Origin of the sequence: Geothrix sp. 21YS21S-4 (assembly GCF_030845995.1) — a bacterium.
Classification (GTDB): domain Bacteria; phylum Acidobacteriota; class Holophagae; order Holophagales; family Holophagaceae; genus Geothrix.
In genome coordinates this window covers 688,946-705,593 of record NZ_CP132719.1, presented here as the reverse complement: position 1 = coordinate 705,593, position 16,648 = coordinate 688,946, and the positions used below count along the sequence as shown (strand labels likewise).

Annotated in this window: 15 protein-coding genes and 1 tRNA gene; 11 read left to right on the top strand and 5 right to left on the bottom strand. The window is 69.8% G+C overall.

What is annotated here, in order from left to right; translation table 11 throughout:
- Positions 1 to 43 precede the first annotated feature (43 nt).
- From RAH39_RS03245 to RAH39_RS03235, 3 genes are all read right to left on the bottom strand, one after another.
- Positions 44 to 2,017 carry a DUF6600 domain-containing protein gene (locus RAH39_RS03245; RefSeq protein WP_306591368.1) on the bottom strand — a complete coding sequence of 658 codons (1,974 nt, stop codon included), beginning with the start codon at positions 2,015 to 2,017 and terminating at the stop codon, positions 44 to 46.
- Positions 2,018 to 2,139: 122 nt separating this feature from the next.
- Positions 2,140 to 2,871, bottom strand: coding sequence for a hypothetical protein (locus RAH39_RS03240; protein ID WP_306591367.1), 732 nt, complete (start codon positions 2,869 to 2,871; stop codon positions 2,140 to 2,142).
- A complete protein-coding gene (locus RAH39_RS03235) occupies positions 2,847 to 3,635 on the bottom strand; it encodes a TatD family hydrolase (RefSeq protein ID WP_306591366.1) in 789 nt (262 codons plus the stop codon). Before RAH39_RS03235 ends, RAH39_RS03240 begins: the two co-directional genes overlap by 25 nt.
- Positions 3,636 to 3,757: 122 nt before the next feature.
- Between RAH39_RS03235 and RAH39_RS03230 the strand changes: the two genes are divergently transcribed.
- Positions 3,758 to 4,678, top strand: coding sequence for a radical SAM protein (locus RAH39_RS03230; RefSeq protein ID WP_306591365.1), 921 nt, complete (start codon positions 3,758 to 3,760; stop codon positions 4,676 to 4,678).
- A 6-nt stretch (positions 4,679 to 4,684) separates the two neighbouring features.
- Here RAH39_RS03230 and RAH39_RS03225 read toward each other — a convergent pair whose 3' ends face one another.
- Complete coding sequence (locus RAH39_RS03225; RefSeq protein WP_306591364.1) at positions 4,685 to 5,062, bottom strand: (2Fe-2S) ferredoxin domain-containing protein; 378 nt, start codon at positions 5,060 to 5,062, stop codon at positions 4,685 to 4,687.
- A gap of 109 nt (positions 5,063 to 5,171) precedes the next feature.
- Here RAH39_RS03225 and RAH39_RS03220 point away from each other — a divergent pair, with 109 nt between their 5' ends.
- The 4 genes from RAH39_RS03220 (at position 5,172) to RAH39_RS03205 (ending at position 7,816) form a co-directional block, all read left to right on the top strand.
- Positions 5,172 to 6,551 carry a sigma-54-dependent transcriptional regulator gene (locus tag RAH39_RS03220; protein WP_306591363.1) on the top strand — a complete coding sequence of 460 codons (1,380 nt, stop codon included), beginning with the start codon at positions 5,172 to 5,174 and terminating at the stop codon, positions 6,549 to 6,551.
- A gap of 12 nt (positions 6,552 to 6,563) precedes the next feature.
- Complete coding sequence (locus RAH39_RS03215) at positions 6,564 to 6,965, top strand: helix-turn-helix domain-containing protein (RefSeq protein WP_306591362.1); 402 nt, start codon at positions 6,564 to 6,566, stop codon at positions 6,963 to 6,965.
- Positions 6,966 to 7,000: 35 nt separating this feature from the next.
- Positions 7,001 to 7,077, top strand: a tRNA-Pro gene (locus RAH39_RS03210).
- 82 nt (positions 7,078 to 7,159) lie between these two features.
- Positions 7,160 to 7,816: a TetR/AcrR family transcriptional regulator gene (locus tag RAH39_RS03205; RefSeq protein ID WP_306591361.1), complete on the top strand. Its 657-nt coding sequence runs from the start codon at positions 7,160 to 7,162 to the stop codon at positions 7,814 to 7,816.
- Between the two features lie 49 nt (positions 7,817 to 7,865).
- On the opposite strand, the gene RAH39_RS03200 is transcribed toward RAH39_RS03205, so the two are convergent.
- A complete protein-coding gene (locus RAH39_RS03200) occupies positions 7,866 to 8,426 on the bottom strand; it encodes an outer membrane beta-barrel protein (protein ID WP_306591360.1) in 561 nt (186 codons plus the stop codon).
- A gap of 257 nt (positions 8,427 to 8,683) precedes the next feature.
- Between RAH39_RS03200 and RAH39_RS03195 the strand changes: the two genes are divergently transcribed.
- The 6 genes from RAH39_RS03195 (at position 8,684) to RAH39_RS03170 (ending at position 16,641) form a co-directional block, all read left to right on the top strand.
- The gene (locus RAH39_RS03195) at positions 8,684 to 9,325 is read left to right on the top strand and encodes a TetR/AcrR family transcriptional regulator (protein ID WP_306591359.1); all 642 of its coding nucleotides are present in this window, start codon (positions 8,684 to 8,686) and stop codon (positions 9,323 to 9,325) included.
- 48 nt (positions 9,326 to 9,373) lie between these two features.
- On the top strand, positions 9,374 to 10,540 hold the full coding sequence (locus RAH39_RS03190) for an efflux RND transporter periplasmic adaptor subunit (RefSeq protein ID WP_306591358.1): 1,167 nt from the start codon (positions 9,374 to 9,376) through the stop codon (positions 10,538 to 10,540).
- 13 nt (positions 10,541 to 10,553) lie between these two features.
- Entirely contained in the window at positions 10,554 to 13,727 is a 3,174-nt protein-coding gene (locus RAH39_RS03185; protein ID WP_306591357.1) for an efflux RND transporter permease subunit, read from the top strand.
- Positions 13,727 to 15,154 (top strand): AdeC/AdeK/OprM family multidrug efflux complex outer membrane factor, encoded by a 1,428-nt coding sequence (gene adeC, locus RAH39_RS03180; RefSeq protein WP_306591356.1) that lies wholly within the window; start codon positions 13,727 to 13,729, stop codon positions 15,152 to 15,154. Before RAH39_RS03185 ends, adeC begins: the two co-directional genes overlap by 1 nt.
- Positions 15,155 to 15,257: 103 nt before the next feature.
- The gene (gene surE / locus RAH39_RS03175) at positions 15,258 to 16,049 is read left to right on the top strand and encodes a 5'/3'-nucleotidase SurE (protein WP_306591355.1); all 792 of its coding nucleotides are present in this window, start codon (positions 15,258 to 15,260) and stop codon (positions 16,047 to 16,049) included.
- 64 nt (positions 16,050 to 16,113) lie between these two features.
- Positions 16,114 to 16,641: an adenine phosphoribosyltransferase gene (locus tag RAH39_RS03170; protein WP_306591354.1), complete on the top strand. Its 528-nt coding sequence runs from the start codon at positions 16,114 to 16,116 to the stop codon at positions 16,639 to 16,641.
- Positions 16,642 to 16,648 lie beyond the last annotated feature (7 nt).

Below are 16,648 nucleotides of genomic sequence, written 5' to 3'. Positions count from 1 at the left end.
AAGGGCCCCGGAAATCCGGGGCCCTTTTCTTGGCTTTCTTCCGTCAGCGCCGGATCTCCCGGCCGCGGCCTTCGCCGCCCGAAGGCCGGAAGGCCGGCATGTCGGCCTTGGGTTCGGCAGCCGACTCCCGGCGCTCGGGACGGGGGCGCTCCCGGGGCGCTTCGGGCCGGGGCGCGGGGCGGGACTCCCGCTCCACGGGCCGCGACTGGGGCGCGGGTTCGGGCCGGCGCTCTTCGCGGTTGAACGAAGGTCTCGATTCGGTGGGCGCGGGGCGCTCCCGGACCGGGGGATCCACGCGGCGCTCGGGGCGGGATTCCGGCGCCGGGCGCGGCGCTTCCCGCGGGGTCTCGCGGGGCGCCTCTCTCGGCGTGGGCCGAGGGGCCACGGGCTGCGGGCCGGCATCGGGACGCCGTTCCTCGGGCCGGGGGCGGCCCTCATTCCCGCGGTCGCGGGGCGCCGGATCGATGCGGCGTTCCACGGGCGGGGCGGCTTCGCGCCCACGCTCGGGAACCCCTTCCCGTCCGCGCTCGATGGGCCGGGGAAGCGCCACGCCGCGGTCGCCCTGGGGCCGGGTGCGAACCTCGAAGGGCGTCCGGACGGGACCGGGGCCAGGTCCCCCCGCGGGCCCGCCGGGGCGGCCCTCAGGCCGGGGTTCGACCATGGGCCGGCGGATGATGGTGCGCCCCGTGGTCTGCTGGGCGTGGCGCTCGTAGGCCACCAGCCGCTCGCGGTTGACCTCCCGCTGGAAGGCCCCTTGCATCTGGCCCGGGTTGTGGAACTCCGCGCGGGAGACGACGAGCGGCGCGCGCTGCCAGGGCGCCCTCAGGTCCCGACCACCGGGGCCGTTGAAGGTGCGCAGGACGCCCGGATCCGCGTAGACCCGCGTCCGGACGTTGATCACGTTGATGTTGGTGACGGCCACGACGTTCCACGCGTAGCCGCCGCCCCAGGCGCCGTAGCCCCAATGGCAGGGGGTGTTGTAGTAGCCCAGGGGCGCCCAGCCGTAGTAGCCGGGGGTGTGGTTCCAGGCCACCCACGCGGGGCTGTAGTACATGCCGGGGATCCAGCACCAGCCCACGCCGACGCTCCAGTGCCAGCGGCCGTGGTGGTAGGCGACGTAGCCCCAGGGCTCGCTGGAGATCCACGTCATGCCGCCGGCGTAGGGCGCCCAGCGGCCTTCGTAGTAGGGGCGCCAGTCTTCGGCCACGCCGCTGGGGCGCCAGACCCATCCGAATTCCTCCGACTGGACCCACGTTCCGTGGCCGTCCAGTTCATCGGCGTAGTAGCGGATCTCCGGGGGAACGCGGTCCCAGCTTTCGCCGCGGCGGATGGCGACCGCCTGTTCGCTCCAGCGGTCGAAGTCGTCACCCTCGTAGGTGTTGAAGCTACGCACGCGGTCCAGCCCGTCCTGGGGGCTGTAGACGGTCATCCGCTCCCCGGCGCTCACCCGCGCCTCGCCGCGCTCGTTGGCGAAGGTCACGCGCCCGCTGTGGACCTTGACCCGCACCACCTTGTCGCGCTCGGCCTCCACGGTGAACGAGCCCTTGTCCAGGCAGGTGGCCGTGCCCGAAGGCGTGTCCACCCGGAACCGGGCGTCGGACTGCCCGCCGAGGAGGATCCGCACGCGGCCGTAATCCAGGCGGAGCAGCACCTGCTTTTCGTTCTTCTGATCCGTGAAGAGGGCGGCCACGGTGAAGCGGGTGGCGCCGCCAAAGGCCACGCGGGTGCCGTCGCCGAGTTGCAGAACGCCACGACCGCGGCTTTCCACGACATCGCCTTCGGCCACCGGCGTGCCGCGGCTGAGGTCCTCGTCGAGTTCGCCCTTGCGGATGCGGACCTCGCCTTCCACGGCGCGCACCATCGCGTAGCGCTCGGGGGCTTCGCCCTGGTAGGTGTCGTCATCGGCAGGCGCCTGTACGGGGGGCGCCTGGGCGGCGGCCATCCGCGCGGAAGGGGCGAAGAGGGCCGCGGGAAGCAACAGCGCCGCGGCAACGCGGGAAGAGCAAAGCGGGTTCATGGAGCCTCCCGGGAATTGGATGCCGCCCCCTTCAGGGTCGGTTCCCGCAAAGGGACAGCCAAGCCCATGCCAAAGCCCGGCAAGGTCTCGAACCGCCCGGTTTCAAGGACATTGCGGTCCCTTCATCCGTTGGGAAAAGGCGAAAGGGCGGTTCCCACCTTCGGCGGCGCCGGATGGGGACCGAGATCGGCGAGCCGGGGCAGCAGCGCGATCCACGGCAGGGACCACTGGCGCGGGGCGCCCTTCTCCACTTCGTCCGCCCGGATCTCCAGCCGCTCCGCCAGGAAGCGCACCGCGAAGACCCGCCCCGGAGGAAGCGGCAGGTGGATGATCCGGCCCGTGGCGGGATGGGCCACGCTGAGGAAGGCCTCCCCGTCCTCCAGCAGCCATAGCAGGCCGCGCAGGTAGGGACGGAAATCCGGGGCCACCCACTGCAGGTTGCCGAGTCCGCCCGCCAAGGGCGAATCCATGGGAAACAGCCAGGTCCCGAACGGCTGGGACAGCGGAACGCCGCCGTCGCGCCAAGCCCGCAGAGGACGCCCCGGAAGGCCTGCCTGAAGCCGGACCAGCCCGCGCCCGTCGATCACCCGCAGGCTGCCGTCCCCGGCCAGTTCCGCCCGCAGGGGGCCCGTGGAAGCCTCGGGCGGAGCCGGCGTCTCCCGCGCGGGGGCGCCCGGTTCCGGCTGCCACGCCAGGGGCGCCGACTGCTCCCAGGGAAGCCGGGGGTGACGGCGCTCCTCCTGGGCAGGCGCCGTCGCAGGGGCGGTCGAGGCCGGAGGAAGCGAGGGCGCCGGCACGGGAGGCGCCTGGGCCGCCAGGGCCGTGCCGGTCAGGAAGAGGGCGTCCAGCCGCACAGGGCCTCCAGGTTGCGGGTGGTGAGGTCCGCCAGAGCCTGCGCGGAAAGGCCCCGGAGGCCCGCCACGGCTTCGGCGGTGTACCGGACGAACCCGGGCTCGTTGGGCTTCCCGCGGTAGGGCACGGGCGCCAGGAAGGGCGCGTCCGTCTCCACCAGGATCCGGTCGGCGGGCGCCCAGGCGGCCACGTCGCGCACCGCCTCGGCCTTCCGGAAGGTGACGATCCCCGAAAAGCTGAGGTAGAAGCCTAGCTCCAGGGCCTTCTCCGCGAAAGCGCGGTCCTCGCTGAAGCAGTGGATGATCCCGCGCACCCGGTCGGCGCCCTCTTCCGCCAGGATCCGCACGGTGGCTTCCGGAGCCGACCGCGTATGGATCATCAGCGGCTTGCCCACGGCGAGGGCCAGGCGGATCTGCGCCCGGAACGCCGCTTCCTGCTCGTCGCGCGGGCTGAGGTCGTAGTGCCAGTCGAGCCCCGTCTCTCCCACGAAGCGCACGGCGGGATCCGCGGCCAGGGCGGCCAGCGCGGCGTCCACCTCGGGATTCCAGCCCTTGGCCTCATGGGGATGCACGCCCAGGCTGGCCTGGATCCCGGGGGTGGCGTGCGCCAGCGCCAGAACCCGGCGGGAGTCCTCCAGATCCGTCCCGACGGCGATGAAGCCGGTCACGCCCTCGGCCCGGGCCCGGTCCAGGGTCGCCCCGACCTGGTCCTCGCCCAGGTAGCTCCCCGTGAGATGGCAATGCGCGTCCACCAGCATGGCGTCCATGGTCCCACGCCTCTCCTCAAAGAGGCCAAATCGAGCGCCTTTCCCCCCGCTGTGATTCCGGACAAAACCTGCGCCACCCCGCGTCCCGTCTAACGCATCCTGGTAAATATCAGGAGCGCTCCGTGCTGCTCGACTTTCCCCCGCCCCCCGCCAGCCGGCTTCCCCGCATGTTGCGGCTGCGGGACGCGCTGACGGACGGCGCCGGGCGGAGCGTCACGTCCCTCCGGGTGGCGGTGACGGACCTGTGCAACCTGCCCTGCGCCCACTGCCCCCAGGAAGCGCCCACTCAACCGCTGGGCCGTCGGGAACTCCTCCAACTGGTGAAGACCTTCACCCGCCTGGGGATCCGCCAGGTGCGGCTGTCCGGCGGCGAGCCCCTTCTCCGCCGGGATCTGGAGATCCTCGTGGCGGGCATCAGCCCCGAGGTCGAAGGCCATCTCCACCTCGCCACCAACGGCCTGCGCCTGGCGCGGCGGGCCCGGTCGCTCCGCGACGCGGGGCTTTCCGGCGTGAGCGTCCGCCTGGAAGCCGCGGATCGCCGGGCCTTCCAGCGCCTCGCGGGGCGCGACGCGCTGCTTCAGGTCCTGGCCGGCGTGGACGCCGCGCGCGCCGCGGGCCTGCCGGTGGGGCTCACCGCCCGCGTGCGGAGAGGCTGGAACGAGGACCAGATCGTGCCCCTGGCCCGCCTCGCCCGGGTCGAGGGATTGCCTCTGCGCTTCACCGGGATGCCGGTGGGGAGCGAGTTTCTCACCGAAACGATCCGCGACCGCCTCCGGGAAGCCGGCGAGGAAGGGCCGGACATCTCCGCCGCCTCGCCGGGCGATTCCTGCGATCAATGCGGCCGGGTCTGCCTCACCAGCCGCGGCGAGGTGAAACCCTGCCTGCTCGGCGGCCCCGCCCTGGATCTCGCGGGAGCCCTGCGGAACCGCGCGTCCCACGAGGAACTGGTCCGCCTCATCCGGGGTGCCCTCCAGGCGAAGCGCGCCTGCCCCGCAGTTCCGGAGGCGGCGTTCGCGGGAGCCCTGGAGCAGGTCGGCGGCTGAGCGGCCTCAGCCCAGGCGCTTGCGGACGAGCCGTTCCACCGGGATGCCGCCCTTCAGGTGGCTGTCGATGATCTCGGGGACGTCGGCGGGGGTGACGTGGGCGTACCAGATCCCCTCGGGATAGACGAGCACCGCCGGGCCGATGGCGCAGAAGCCCACGGAACCGCAGCTCGCGCACTGCACCTCGCCCTGGCGGTTCGCCTTGGAGAACAGGAGATCGCCCTCCGCCAACTGTGCTTTGAACGCCTCTAGGACGGCTTCGGAGCCCCGCCCCGCGCAACTCTTGGCGGTGCACACCAGCACCTGGCGCTTCACCGCGGAGCCCATCACCGGGCTCAGCGCGGCGTCGTCTTCGGGCGTGGGCATCGGAGGGAACTCGTCCATGGCGGCCTCGCCCCCACCATAGCAGGCCCTCCCGCGCCCTGAAGCCATCGGCAACAATCCGCCTAATCCATTGCTGGACAAAGGCTTGTCGCCCGTCCAGCATGGATCCATGCGCGCCCCCACGACCATCCTCCTGGTGGATGACGAGCCCGGGATCCGGCGGTCCCTGGGCGAAGCCCTGAAGGACGAGGGCTACCACGTGGTGAAGGCCGAGCGGGGCGAGCAGGCCATCGACCTGCTGCACAACCCCGACGGCGAGGGCATCCAGCTGGTCCTTCTGGACGTGTGGCTCCCCGGGCAGGACGGGCTGGAGACGCTCAAGCAGGCGAAGCAGATCCGCCCCGACCTGCCGGTGGTGATGATCTCCGGCCACGCCAGCATCGAGACCGCCCTCCAGGCCACCAAGCTGGGCGCCTTCGATTTCCTGGAAAAGCCCATCGACCTGGACCGCCTCCTGCTGGTCACCGGGAACGCCCTGCGGCAGTCGAAGCTGGAGCAGGAGAACCAGCGCCTCCTCGCGGAAGTGGAGGGCGGCCGCTTCTTCCTGGCGGACAGCCCCGCCATGAAGCGGCTGATGGCCGACGTGGCGCTGGTGGCGCCGACGGAAGGCCGCGTCCTGCTCACCGGCGAGAACGGCAGCGGCAAGGAGGAAGTGGCTCGCCTGCTGCATCTCCAGAGCCCCCGCAAGGAAGGCCCCTTCGTGGAGGTCAACTGCGCGGCCATCCCCGAGGAGCTGATCGAGAGCGAGTTGTTCGGCCACCAGAAGGGCGCGTTCACCGGCGCCGTGCGCGACCAGAAGGGCAAGTTCCGCGAGGCGGACGGCGGGACGCTGTTCCTCGACGAGGTGGGCGACATGTCGCTCAAGACCCAGGCCAAGGTGCTGCGCGCGCTTCAGGAGGGCCGCGTGGAGCCCGTGGGCGGGGGCGGGGCCGTGGGCGTGGACGTGCGCGTCATCGCCGCCACCAACAAGGACCTGGCCGGGGAGATCGCCAAGGGCCGCTTCCGCGAGGACCTCTACTTCCGCTTGGCGGTGGTGCCCCTGCGCATCCCGCCCCTGCGCGAGCGGCCCGAGGACATCCTGCCGCTGGCCGAGGCCTTCATCACCCGCATCGGGCGCCAGTACGGCCGTCCCCCGCGCCGCCTGGGACCGGAGGCCAAGGATACGCTGCTGCGCCACGACTGGCCCGGAAACGTGCGCGAGCTGAAGAATCTGATGGAGCGGGCCGTGATCCTCGGCCGCGGGACGGAGATCGGCCCCCGCGACCTGGGGCCCCTCGCCACCCGGCACCTCGCCGACCAGGACCCCTTCTCCTTCCCCGAGTTCCCCAGCCTGCGCGAAGCCCGCGACTGGTTCGAGGCCCAGTACCTCCAGCGCGAACTGCGCCTCCAGAACGGGAACATGACGCGGGTGGCCGAGCGCGTCGGCGTGGATCGCTCCAACCTCTACAAGCGCCTCAAAGCCCTGGGCATCGAGCCCAGGGAGACGTAGGGGGGTGCGGCCATGACCGACCGCAAGTGGTTCAAGATCGGCGAAGCCGCCACCCAGGTAGGCGTGGGGCCCAAGGACCTCCGCTACTGGGAGGAGGTCATTCCCGACATCCGCCCCCGGCGGAGCAAAGGCAACCTCCGCTACTACCACGTGGACGAGCTGCCGCGGCTGAAGCGCATCAAGGGCTGGCTCGCCGAAGGCCTGACGGTGGCCGACTGCGCCGAGCTGCTGGCCCACGGCCACCTGGTGCAGCGCCTGGATCTCGGCCTCGACGGCGACGAGCTGCCGGCGGCGCCCGCGGTGAAGACCAAGCCCGCCTTTCCGCGCCTGCTCCGCACCGGCTCCGATCTGCAGCCGATCCTGAAATCCGTGCGCGCCCTGTACGAACGGCTGTCCGCGCCACCGAAGAGTTGACCGCCCCCCTGGAAGGGGCTACAGTCGAAGGTTCACGGCGCGTGGCGCAGCCTGGTAGCGCACTACCTTGGGGTGGTAGGGGTCGGAGGTTCGAATCCTCTCGCGCCGACCAAAACACACCAGACGAAGGGCCCTCGAAAGAGGGCCTTTCCGCGTACGGCGATCCCTTCCGACATGTGGATAACCTGGGATCGATGGAACCCAAAGCCCCCGACACCCGCACGCTCCTCCTCCAGGCCGCCCTGGTGTGCTTCGCCGACCACGGGTTCGACGGAACGAGCATGCGGATGATCGCGGAGAAGGCGGGCCGGCCCCTGTCGCTCCTCTCCCACTACTTCGGGAACAAGGAAGGGCTCTACCTCGAAGTGTTCAAGCACCTGTTCGAGAGCGCCGCGCCGCGGGCGCTCCAGACCGTGCCTCCCGAGGGGCTGGATCCCCGCAATCCCCAGAAGGCCATCTGCCTGCTGCGGGAGCAGATCCACTTCATGTACCAGGAAGCCGCGCCGGACGCCGCCTGGGCCAAGCCCTTCCAGGATCACCGGGCCCGCCTGTGGATGAGCGAGTTCCGGTCGCCCCGCCTCAGCCTCCACCCGTTCATTCACCAGTACCTCAGCCCCACCGCCGACCTGATCGCGGCCTGCATCCGCGTTCTGCGCCCGGACCTCAGCGCCGCGCAGGTGGCGTTCCTGGGCACCACGATCATGGGCCAGGTCTCCGGCCACGGGACGATGTCCGGCCTCAACCGCGTCCTGTGGGGCGACCATCCGCCCTTCGGCAGCCACTTCCAGGAAGCGGAGCTGCTCGTGGATTTCTGCCTCCACGGCCTGCGCGCGGACGCGCCCATCGCCTGACACAAAAAAGCCGGAGAGCAGCGCCCTCCGGCTTTCGGATCGCGCCCGCTCAGAAGCGGTAGAGGAAGCTCGCCTGGATGACGGGCGAGGTGAACTCGGGCTTGGCGCCGAAGAGTTCGGGCTCGTACTTGGCGTGGACGTAGCGGAGTTCCGCGCCCATGTGGGCGTTGAACATGTACCCCGCGGAGACCGAGCCGTAGACGGCGTTCGGCGTGTCGTTGTCGCTGCCGCCGGGGGGGTTCATCTCGAACTTCGCCATGCCGAGGCCCAGGCCGGCGCCCACATAGGCGCCCCGGTTGACCTGCTGCGAGAGGAAGTAGTTATAGTCCGCGCCCACGTTCAGCATCTGGACCCGGCGGGTGGGGCTGCTCTTCTCGAAGTAGGCGTAGTCCAGGCGGGGCACGATGGCGTGGCCGCCGGGGAAGGCGATCAGCATGTGGGCGCCCACGCCGTAGCCCAGGGCGTTGTCCAGGAGGCCCTTGTCGCCGAGGTCGCTGGTGGGGAAGGACAGGGTGCCCTGAAGGCCCCACCGGATGTCCTGGGCCGTCAGGGGCGCGCTGGCCAGAGCCGCGCCGGTCAGGCAGAGCGCCAGTCCTATGTTCGTTTTCACGGGAAGCTCCTTTTTGCCCCGGGGGGCGAGCAAGATGAGAACTCCTGAGGTCATCAGGGTTGATTAATCGGTCTATTGACCAACACCAACATTCAAATCATAGGAAATATTTTATCTTCGTCAACTCCATTTGTTATGCTTATAAATTATGTATAGATGATTTATCAAATTGTTGACTTCTTAAATAAAATGGTTGACTCAAACGATCGATGAATCGATCATATGATTCGGTCGATCGACCAGAGTAGATCGGGACCATGACCCCCATCTGTGCCAGCCAGCCGTCGGATACCCGCGATTCCCTCATCGAGGCCGCGCTGACCTGCTTCGCCCGCTACGGCTACGATGCGACCTCCATCCGGCTGGTGGCCTCCATGGCGGGGAAGAATTCCTCCCTCATCGCCTACTACTTCAAGAACAAGGAGGGCCTCTACCGCGAGGTCATCCAGCACCTGCTGGCGCGGTTCACGCCCCGACCGGCGGAGGATCGGCCCGAGCCCGCCGCAGCTTCCCCCTGCTCCCGGCTCCGCGCGCTCATCCTACGCATCCTCGTGGAGGTGGACGCCCACTTCCATTCGCCGGATCCCCTGCGGGACGCCGCCGTGCGCCTGTGGCTGAGCGAGCTGCAGTCGCCCAAGGAGGAAGTGCGGGACCTGCTGCGGGAGCGGCTGGAACCCTCCGTGCGGGAGATCCGCGAGTGCATCCGCGAGATCCGCCCGGACCTGTCGCCGGCGGACGTGGATCTGCTGGGCATCACCCTCCAGGGAAGCTGCATCGGCCATGCCCTGACCTCGGAAATCAACCGCCTCGTGTGGACCGCGCTGGATCCCGACCTGACCATTGAGGCCATGGCGGATCGCCTGACCGGCTTCGCCTACCACGGCCTGAAACAGGCCTGATCCCCTTCCCCCGCCCTTTCCTTTTTCCCTTCATTCAAGGAGATTCCCATGCAGCATCCCTACCGCGGCGGCGCCGTCCCTCTCGCAGCCGCGCTCGTGGCCTGCGGGCTGACCATCGCGTGCAGCAAGAAGGAGCAGGTCAAGGGCACGCCGGAAGTGGCGGTGGTGACGCTCCAGCCGGAGCGCGTCGCCATCACCTCCGAGCTGCCGGGCCGCACCTCGGCGTTCCTGGTGGCCGAGGTCCATCCCCAGGTGAACGGCATCGTCCAGCAGCGCGTGTTCACCGAGGGCGCCGACATCAAGCAGGGCGACCTCCTCTACCAGATCGATCCCCGGCCCTACCAGGCGGCCTACGACACCGCCGCCGCCGCCCTGGCGCGGGTGGAGGCCAACCTGCCCGCCATCCGCAAGCGCGCCGAGCGGTTCAAGGAGCTGCTCTCGGTCAACGCCGTGGGCCACCAGGATTTCGAGGACGCCGACGCGGCCGCGAAGCAGGCCGAGGCCGAGGCCCAGTCGCTGAAGGCCGGCGTGGAATCCGCCCGGATCAATCTGGGCTACACCCGCATCACCGCGCCGATCTCCGGCCGCATCGGGAAGTCCAATGTGACCCCCGGCGCCCTCGCCACCGCCTACCAGGGCCCGGCGTTCACCACCATCCAGCAGCTGGATCAGGTCTACGTGGATTCGCCCCAGTCCAGCGCCATGCTGCTGGCCCTCCAGCGCAACCTGGCCTCCAACCGGCTGAAGGGCGGGACGCCCGACCAGGCCAAGGTGAAGCTGTTCCTCGAGGACGGCACGCCCTATCCCCAGCAGGGCCTCCTCAAGTTCTCGGACGTGACCGTGGATCCCACCACCGGCTCCCAGATCCTGCGGATGGTCTTCCCCAACCCCAAGCACGTCCTCCTCCCCGGCATGTACGTCCGCGCCGTCGTGGAAGAGGGCGTGGCCGAGCAGGCCATCCTCGCGCCCCAGCAAGGCGTCACCCGCGATCCCAAGGGGAACGCCGTGGCGCTGGTCCTGGACGGCTCCGGAAAGGTCGAGCAGCGCACCCTGAAGGTGGACCGCGCCGTCGGCTCGAAGTGGCTGGTGACCGAAGGATTGAATGCCGGGGACCGCCTGATCGTCGAGGGGCTCCAGAAGGTACGGCCCGGCGTGACGCCGAAGGTCGTGCCGTTCGAGTCCAAGCCCGCGGCCCCCGCTCCGGCCGCAAAGTAGAGGAGCGCCCAACATGGTCAATTTCTTCATCGACCGGCCCATCTTCGCGTGGGTCGTCGCCATCGTGATGATGCTGGCGGGCCTCCTGGCCATCAAGACGCTGCCGGTGTCCCAGTACCCGCCCGTGGCGCCGCCCTCCATCTCCGTGGACGCCTTCTATCCCGGCGCCTCGGCGAAGACCGTGGAGAACACCGTCACCCAGATCATCGAGCAGAAGATGACGGGCCTGGACCGGCTGCTGTACATGGCCGCCACCAGCGACTCCGCGGGCCACGGCAGCGTGACGCTGACCTTCCAGCCCGGCACCGATCCCGACGCCGCCTGGGCCAAGGTCCAGAACAAGCTGGAGCTGGCCAAGCCCCTGATGCCCCAGGTCGTGCAGCAGATGGGCATCGCCGTCACCAAGTCCACCAAGAACATCTTCATGATCCTGTCCATCACCTCGACGGACGGCAGCATGAACGCCGAGGACCTGCGCGACTACCTCGCCTCCAACGTGGAGAACGTCATCAGCCGCGTGGAGGGCGTGGGCGAGGTGCTGTCCTTCGGCACCCAGTACGCCATGCGGATCTGGCTCAACCCGGACAAGATGGTGGGCTACCGCCTCACCCCCGACGACGTCCGGCAGTCGCTGAAGGCCTACAACGCCCAGATCTCCGCCGGCCAGGCGGGCGGTCTGCCGGCCGTCGACGGCCAGCAGCTCAACGTCACGGTGAACGTGCAGGAACTGCTCCAGACGCCCGAGCAGTTCGCGGCCATTCCCCTCCGCATCAACGCCGACGGCTCCACCATCCGCCTCCGCGACGTGGCGCGCACGGAGCTGGGCACCGAATCCTACGAAAGCGACACCAAGCTCAACGGCAAGCCCGCGGCGGGCATGCTCATCCGCCTGGCCTCGGGCGCGAACGCGCTCGACACGTCGAAGCTCATCAAGGCCAAGATGGGCGAGCTGGAGCCCTACTTCCCGCCCAGCGTGCGCGTCGACTACCCCTACGAGACCACCCCCTTCGTGTCCGTGGCCATCGAGGAGGTCATCAAGACTTTGATCGAGGCCGTGGTCCTCGTGTTCCTCGTGATGCTGCTGTTCCTCGGGAACTTCCGCGCCACGCTGATCCCCACCATCGCCGTCCCCGTGGTGCTGCTGGGCACCTTCGCGATCCTGCAGTACGTGGGGATGTCCATAAATATGCTCACGATGTTCGCCATGGTGCTGGCCATCGGCCTCTTGGTGGACGACGCCATCGTCGTGGTGGAGAACGTCGAACGCATCATGCACGAAGAGGGCCTGTCGCCCCTGGAGGCCACGCGGAAATCCATGGGCCAGATCACCGGCGCCCTGGTGGGCATCGGGCTCGTGCTGTCCGCGGTGTTCGGCCCCATGGCCTTCTTCGGCGGATCGACGGGCATCATCTTCCGCCAGTTCTCCTTCACCCTCATCACCGCCATGATGCTGTCCGTGGTGGTGGCGCTCGTCCTCACGCCCTCGCTGTGCGTCAGCTTCCTCAAGCCCGTGAACAAGGGCCACGAGGCCGCCGAGAGCGGGTGGAAGGTCACGCGTCCGTTCTTCCTCTGGTTCGACCGCTTCTACAACAAGATCAACGCGATCTTCGTGGCCCAGCTTGGCCAGGTACTGTCCAAGTGGGTGCGCTACGGCATCGTCTACCTCGTCATCGTGGGCGGGATGGCCGTGCTGTTCCTGCGCCTCCCCACCGCGTTCCTGCCCGAGGAGGACCAGGGCATCCTCATGACCATCGTCCAGCTGCCCGCGGGTTCCACCCTCGAGCAGACCCAGAAGGTCATGACCGAGGTCCAGCAGCACTTCCAGAACAGCGAGAAGGACGCGGTCGAATCCTGCATGACCGTCGGCGGCTACAGCGTCGCGGGCCGCGGCCAGAACAACGGCATGGCCTTCGTCAAGCTCAAGGACTGGAAGCTCCGCGACCGCTCGGAGCTGAGGGCGGATGCCGTCGTGGGCCGCGCCATGCGCGCCTTCTCCGCCCGCCGCGACGCCATGGTGTTCGCCTTCGCGCCGCCGGCCATCCTCGAGCTCGGCAACGCCACGGGCTTCGACTTCCAGCTCCAGGACCGCGGCGGCGTGGGCCACGCCAAGCTCATGGAGGCCCGCAACCAGCTGCTGGGCATGGCTGCCCAGAACAAGAACCTCAAGGCCGTGCGCCCCAACGGACTGGACGACCAGCCGGAGTACAACGTGCGGCTCGACCAGGATCGCGCCGGCGCCCTGGGCGTCCCCCTGCCCGTCATCAGCGACACCCTCGCCAGCGCGTGGGGCGGCTCCTACGTGAACGACTTCATCAACCGCGGCCGCGTCAAAAAAGTCTACATCCAGGCCGACGCACCCTTCCGCATGCAGCTCGAGGACCTCAACAAGCTCTACGTGCGCAACACCCAGGGCGCCATGGTTCCCTTCTCCGCCTTCTCCACCGGCGAGTGGAGCTACGGATCGCCCAATCTCCAGCGCTACAACAGCTTCCCGGCGGTGAACGTCCAGGGCGAGCCCGCCGCGGGCAAGAGCACCGGCGACGCGATGCTCGCCATGGAGGAGATCGCCTCGAAGCTCCCGGCCGGCATCGGCTACGAGTGGACGGGCCTCTCCTACCAGGAACGCCAGGCCGGAACCCAGGCCCCGGCGCTCTACGCGGTGTCCATCCTCGTCATCTTCCTGTGCCTCGCCGCCCTCTACGAGAGCTGGACCATCCCGTTCTCGATCCTGCTGGTGCTCCCCGTGGGCGTCTTCGGGACGGCGCTGGCGACCTGGGGACGCGGCCTCTCCAGCGACGTCTACTTCCAGATCGGACTGCTGACCACCCTGGGCCTCACCGCGAAGAACGCGATCCTGATCGTGCAGTTCGCGCAGGAGCAGATGGCGCAGGGCGTGGGCCTGATGGAAGCGGCGCTGGAGGCCTCGCGCCTCCGCCTCCGCCCCATCCTGATGACCTCCCTGGCCTTCACCTTCGGCGTGCTCCCCATGGCCATCAGCCGCGGGGCGGGCGCCGCGGCCCAGAACGCCATCGGGACCGGCGTGGTGGGCGGGATGCTGTCCGCCACCTTCATCGCGATCTTCTACATCCCCCTGTCCTTCGTCCTGGTCAGCCAGCTGTTCCGGAAGAAGAAGGCGACCGCCGAGCCCCCCATTTCCGGGCCCGCCTCCGAGGAGGGACACGCCTGATGTCATCCCATTCCCGCACCCTCCTCCCCTTCGCGCTCCCACTGGCGCTCGCCGGCCTCGGCTGCGTGTCCATGGCCCCGCGCTACCGCACGCCGGAACCGCCCGTGCCCAAGGCCTGGCCGGAAGGCCCGTCCTACAAGGCCGCAGGTAGCGGGGCTCTCGCGGCGGACCTCCCCTGGCAGGACTTCTTCACGGACGCCCGGCTGCGGAAGGTCCTGGACCTCGCCCTGCGCAACAACCGCGATCTGCGGATCGCGGCGCTGAACACGGAGAAGGCCCGCGCCTACTACCGCATCCAGCGGGCGGAGCTGTTCCCCTCGATCAGCGCCGTGGGCCAGGGAAGCCGCCAACGGCTCCCCGCCAGCGTCTCCGGCACGGGCGAGTCGATCATCGCCCAGCAGTACTCCGCCAGCGTGGCCGTCACCTCCTGGGAGCTGGATTTCTTCGGGCGGGTCCGCAGCCTGAAGAACCGCGCCCTGGAGGAGTACCTCGCCACCGAACAGGCCCGGAACAGCGCCCAGGTCGCCCTGCTGTCCGAGGTGGCCAACGCCTACCTCGCCCTGGCGGCGGATCGCGAGAGCCTGAAGCTGGCCCAGGACACCCTCACCAACCAGGAGGACTCGCACAAGCTGGTCCGCCGGCGGTTCGAAGTGGGCGCCTCCTCGGAGCTGGACGCCTACCGCGCGCAGGTCAGCGCGGAGACGGCCCGGGCGGATGTGGCCCGCTACACCCGCGCCGTGGCCCTGGACGAGAACGCGCTCGCGCTCCTGGCGGGCGCCCCCGTGCCCGCGGAGTGGCTGCCCCAGGCCCTGGGCAGCGTGGCCGCGGTGCAGGACGTCGCGCCCGGCCTGCCCTCCGACGTCCTGGCCCACCGGCCCGACATCCTGATGGCCGAGAACCAGCTCAAGGCGGCCAACGCCAACATCGGCGCCGCCCGCGCCGCCTTCTTCCCGCGGATCTCGCTCACGTCCACCTTCGGGAGCATGGACGCGGAACTCTCCGGCCTGTTCAAGTCCGGCTCCCGCGCATGGAGCGTCTCGCCCCAGGCCGTCCTGCCGATCTTCGACATGGGGGCCCGGCGGGCGAACCTGAAGGTGGCCCAGGCCGACCGGGACATCTACCTCGCCCAGTACGAAAAGGCGATCCAGATGGCCTTCAAGGAAGTGGCCGACGCCCTGGCCGAGCGCGGCACCCTGGCGGAGCAGCTCGCCGCCCAGGAGACCCTCACCCAGGCCCTGGAGGGGAGCTACCGCCTCGCCCAGGCCCGCTACACCGCGGGGATCGACGGCTACCTCGGCGTCCTCGACGCCCAGCGCTCGCTCTACGCCGCCCAGCAGGGTCTCATCTCCCTCCGCCAGGCCAAGCACGGCAACCTCGTCGGCCTCTACCGCGTCCTCGGCGGCGGCTGGAAGCCCTCGGCGTCCTGACCGTCCAGCAGTCCTTCGGCACCCGCACCGCCACCCCGGCGCGGGTGCCGACGCGTCACGGAATGGGAACCGCCCGGACGCGGCGCCCCGGTACACTGAATCCATGCCCGAACGCCTGATCCTTCTCACCAACGACGATGGCCTGTGGGCCCCGGGGCTGGAGGCGCTGGCGCAGGCGGCGGCGCCGTTCGGGCGGGTGGTCGTGGTGGCGCCGGACCGCAACCGGTCGGCCATCTCGTCGGCGCTGAGCCTGCACAACATCCTGCGGCTGAACCCCACCGGCACGGACCGCTACGCCTGCGACGGCACGCCCGTGGACTGCGTCCTGCTGGGCGTCTGCGAGGTCCTGGGCCGCGCGCCGGACTGGGTGCTGTCGGGCATCAACCACGGGTTCAACCTGGGCGAGGACGTGTTCTATTCGGGCACCGTGGGCGCGGCCTTCGAGGGCCGCTTGCAGGGCGCGCGGGCCGCGGCCTTCTCCCTCCACCCCCAGGGCTCGCTGGACGCCGCGGGCCGGTGGATCGGCCGCTTCCTGGAGCGGTGGGAAACCATGGAGCTGCCCTCCAACCGCATCTGGAACGTGAACCTGCCCCAGGGCGAGCCGCTGGGGTTCCGGCTGGCGGGCCAGGACAGCCGCGCCTACCACGACCTGGTGGAGCGGCGGATGGATCCCCGCCAGGTGCCCTACTTCTGGATCGGCGGGGACGCCGGCCCCACCTACGCCCGGGCGCCCCGCACGGATGCCGAGGCGGTCTTCAGCGGGTGGGCCAGCGTCACGCCCCTGCGCCTGGACCTGGGCTGCCCCGACACCCTGGCGCGGCAGACGGATTTCGACGCGGCCTTCAACGCCCCCAGCCTGAACGAATCCGGCGTGCAGGAATCCTCCCTGGGCTAGCCTCTGGACGGCGCGGCGGGAGCGTGCGATCCTCGCTTCCCTTCCTTTTCGTCCGCAGGTAGCCATGCCGCCGCTCACCTCCCCCCTCGCCGCCTTCGTCCGGGACGTCCCGGATTTCCCCAAAGCGGGAATCCTGTTCAAGGACATCACGCCGCTGCTGGCGGATGCCGAGGCCTTCGGCGAAGCCGTAGCGGCCATGGCCCAGCCGGCGCTGACCCTCCAGCCCACCCACGTCCTGGGACTGGAATCCCGCGGGTTCATCTTCGGCAGCGCCCTGGCGCAGAAGCTGGGCGTGGGCTTCGTGCCCGCCCGCAAGCCCGGCAAGCTCCCCCGGCCCACCCACCATGAGGCCTACGGGCTGGAGTACGGGTCCGACGCCCTGGAGATCCACACCGACGCCTTCGGCCCCGGCGACCGGGTGCTGATCGTGGATGACGTGATGGCCACCGGCGGCACCGCCGCCGCTGCGGGACGCCTCGTGAAGCTCACCGGAGCCCAGGCCGTGGGCCTCACGGTATTCATCGAACTGGCCTCCCTCCCCGGCCGCGAGCAGGTCGAGGGACTGCCGGTGTTCAGCGTCCTGCGCTACTGATCCCGGA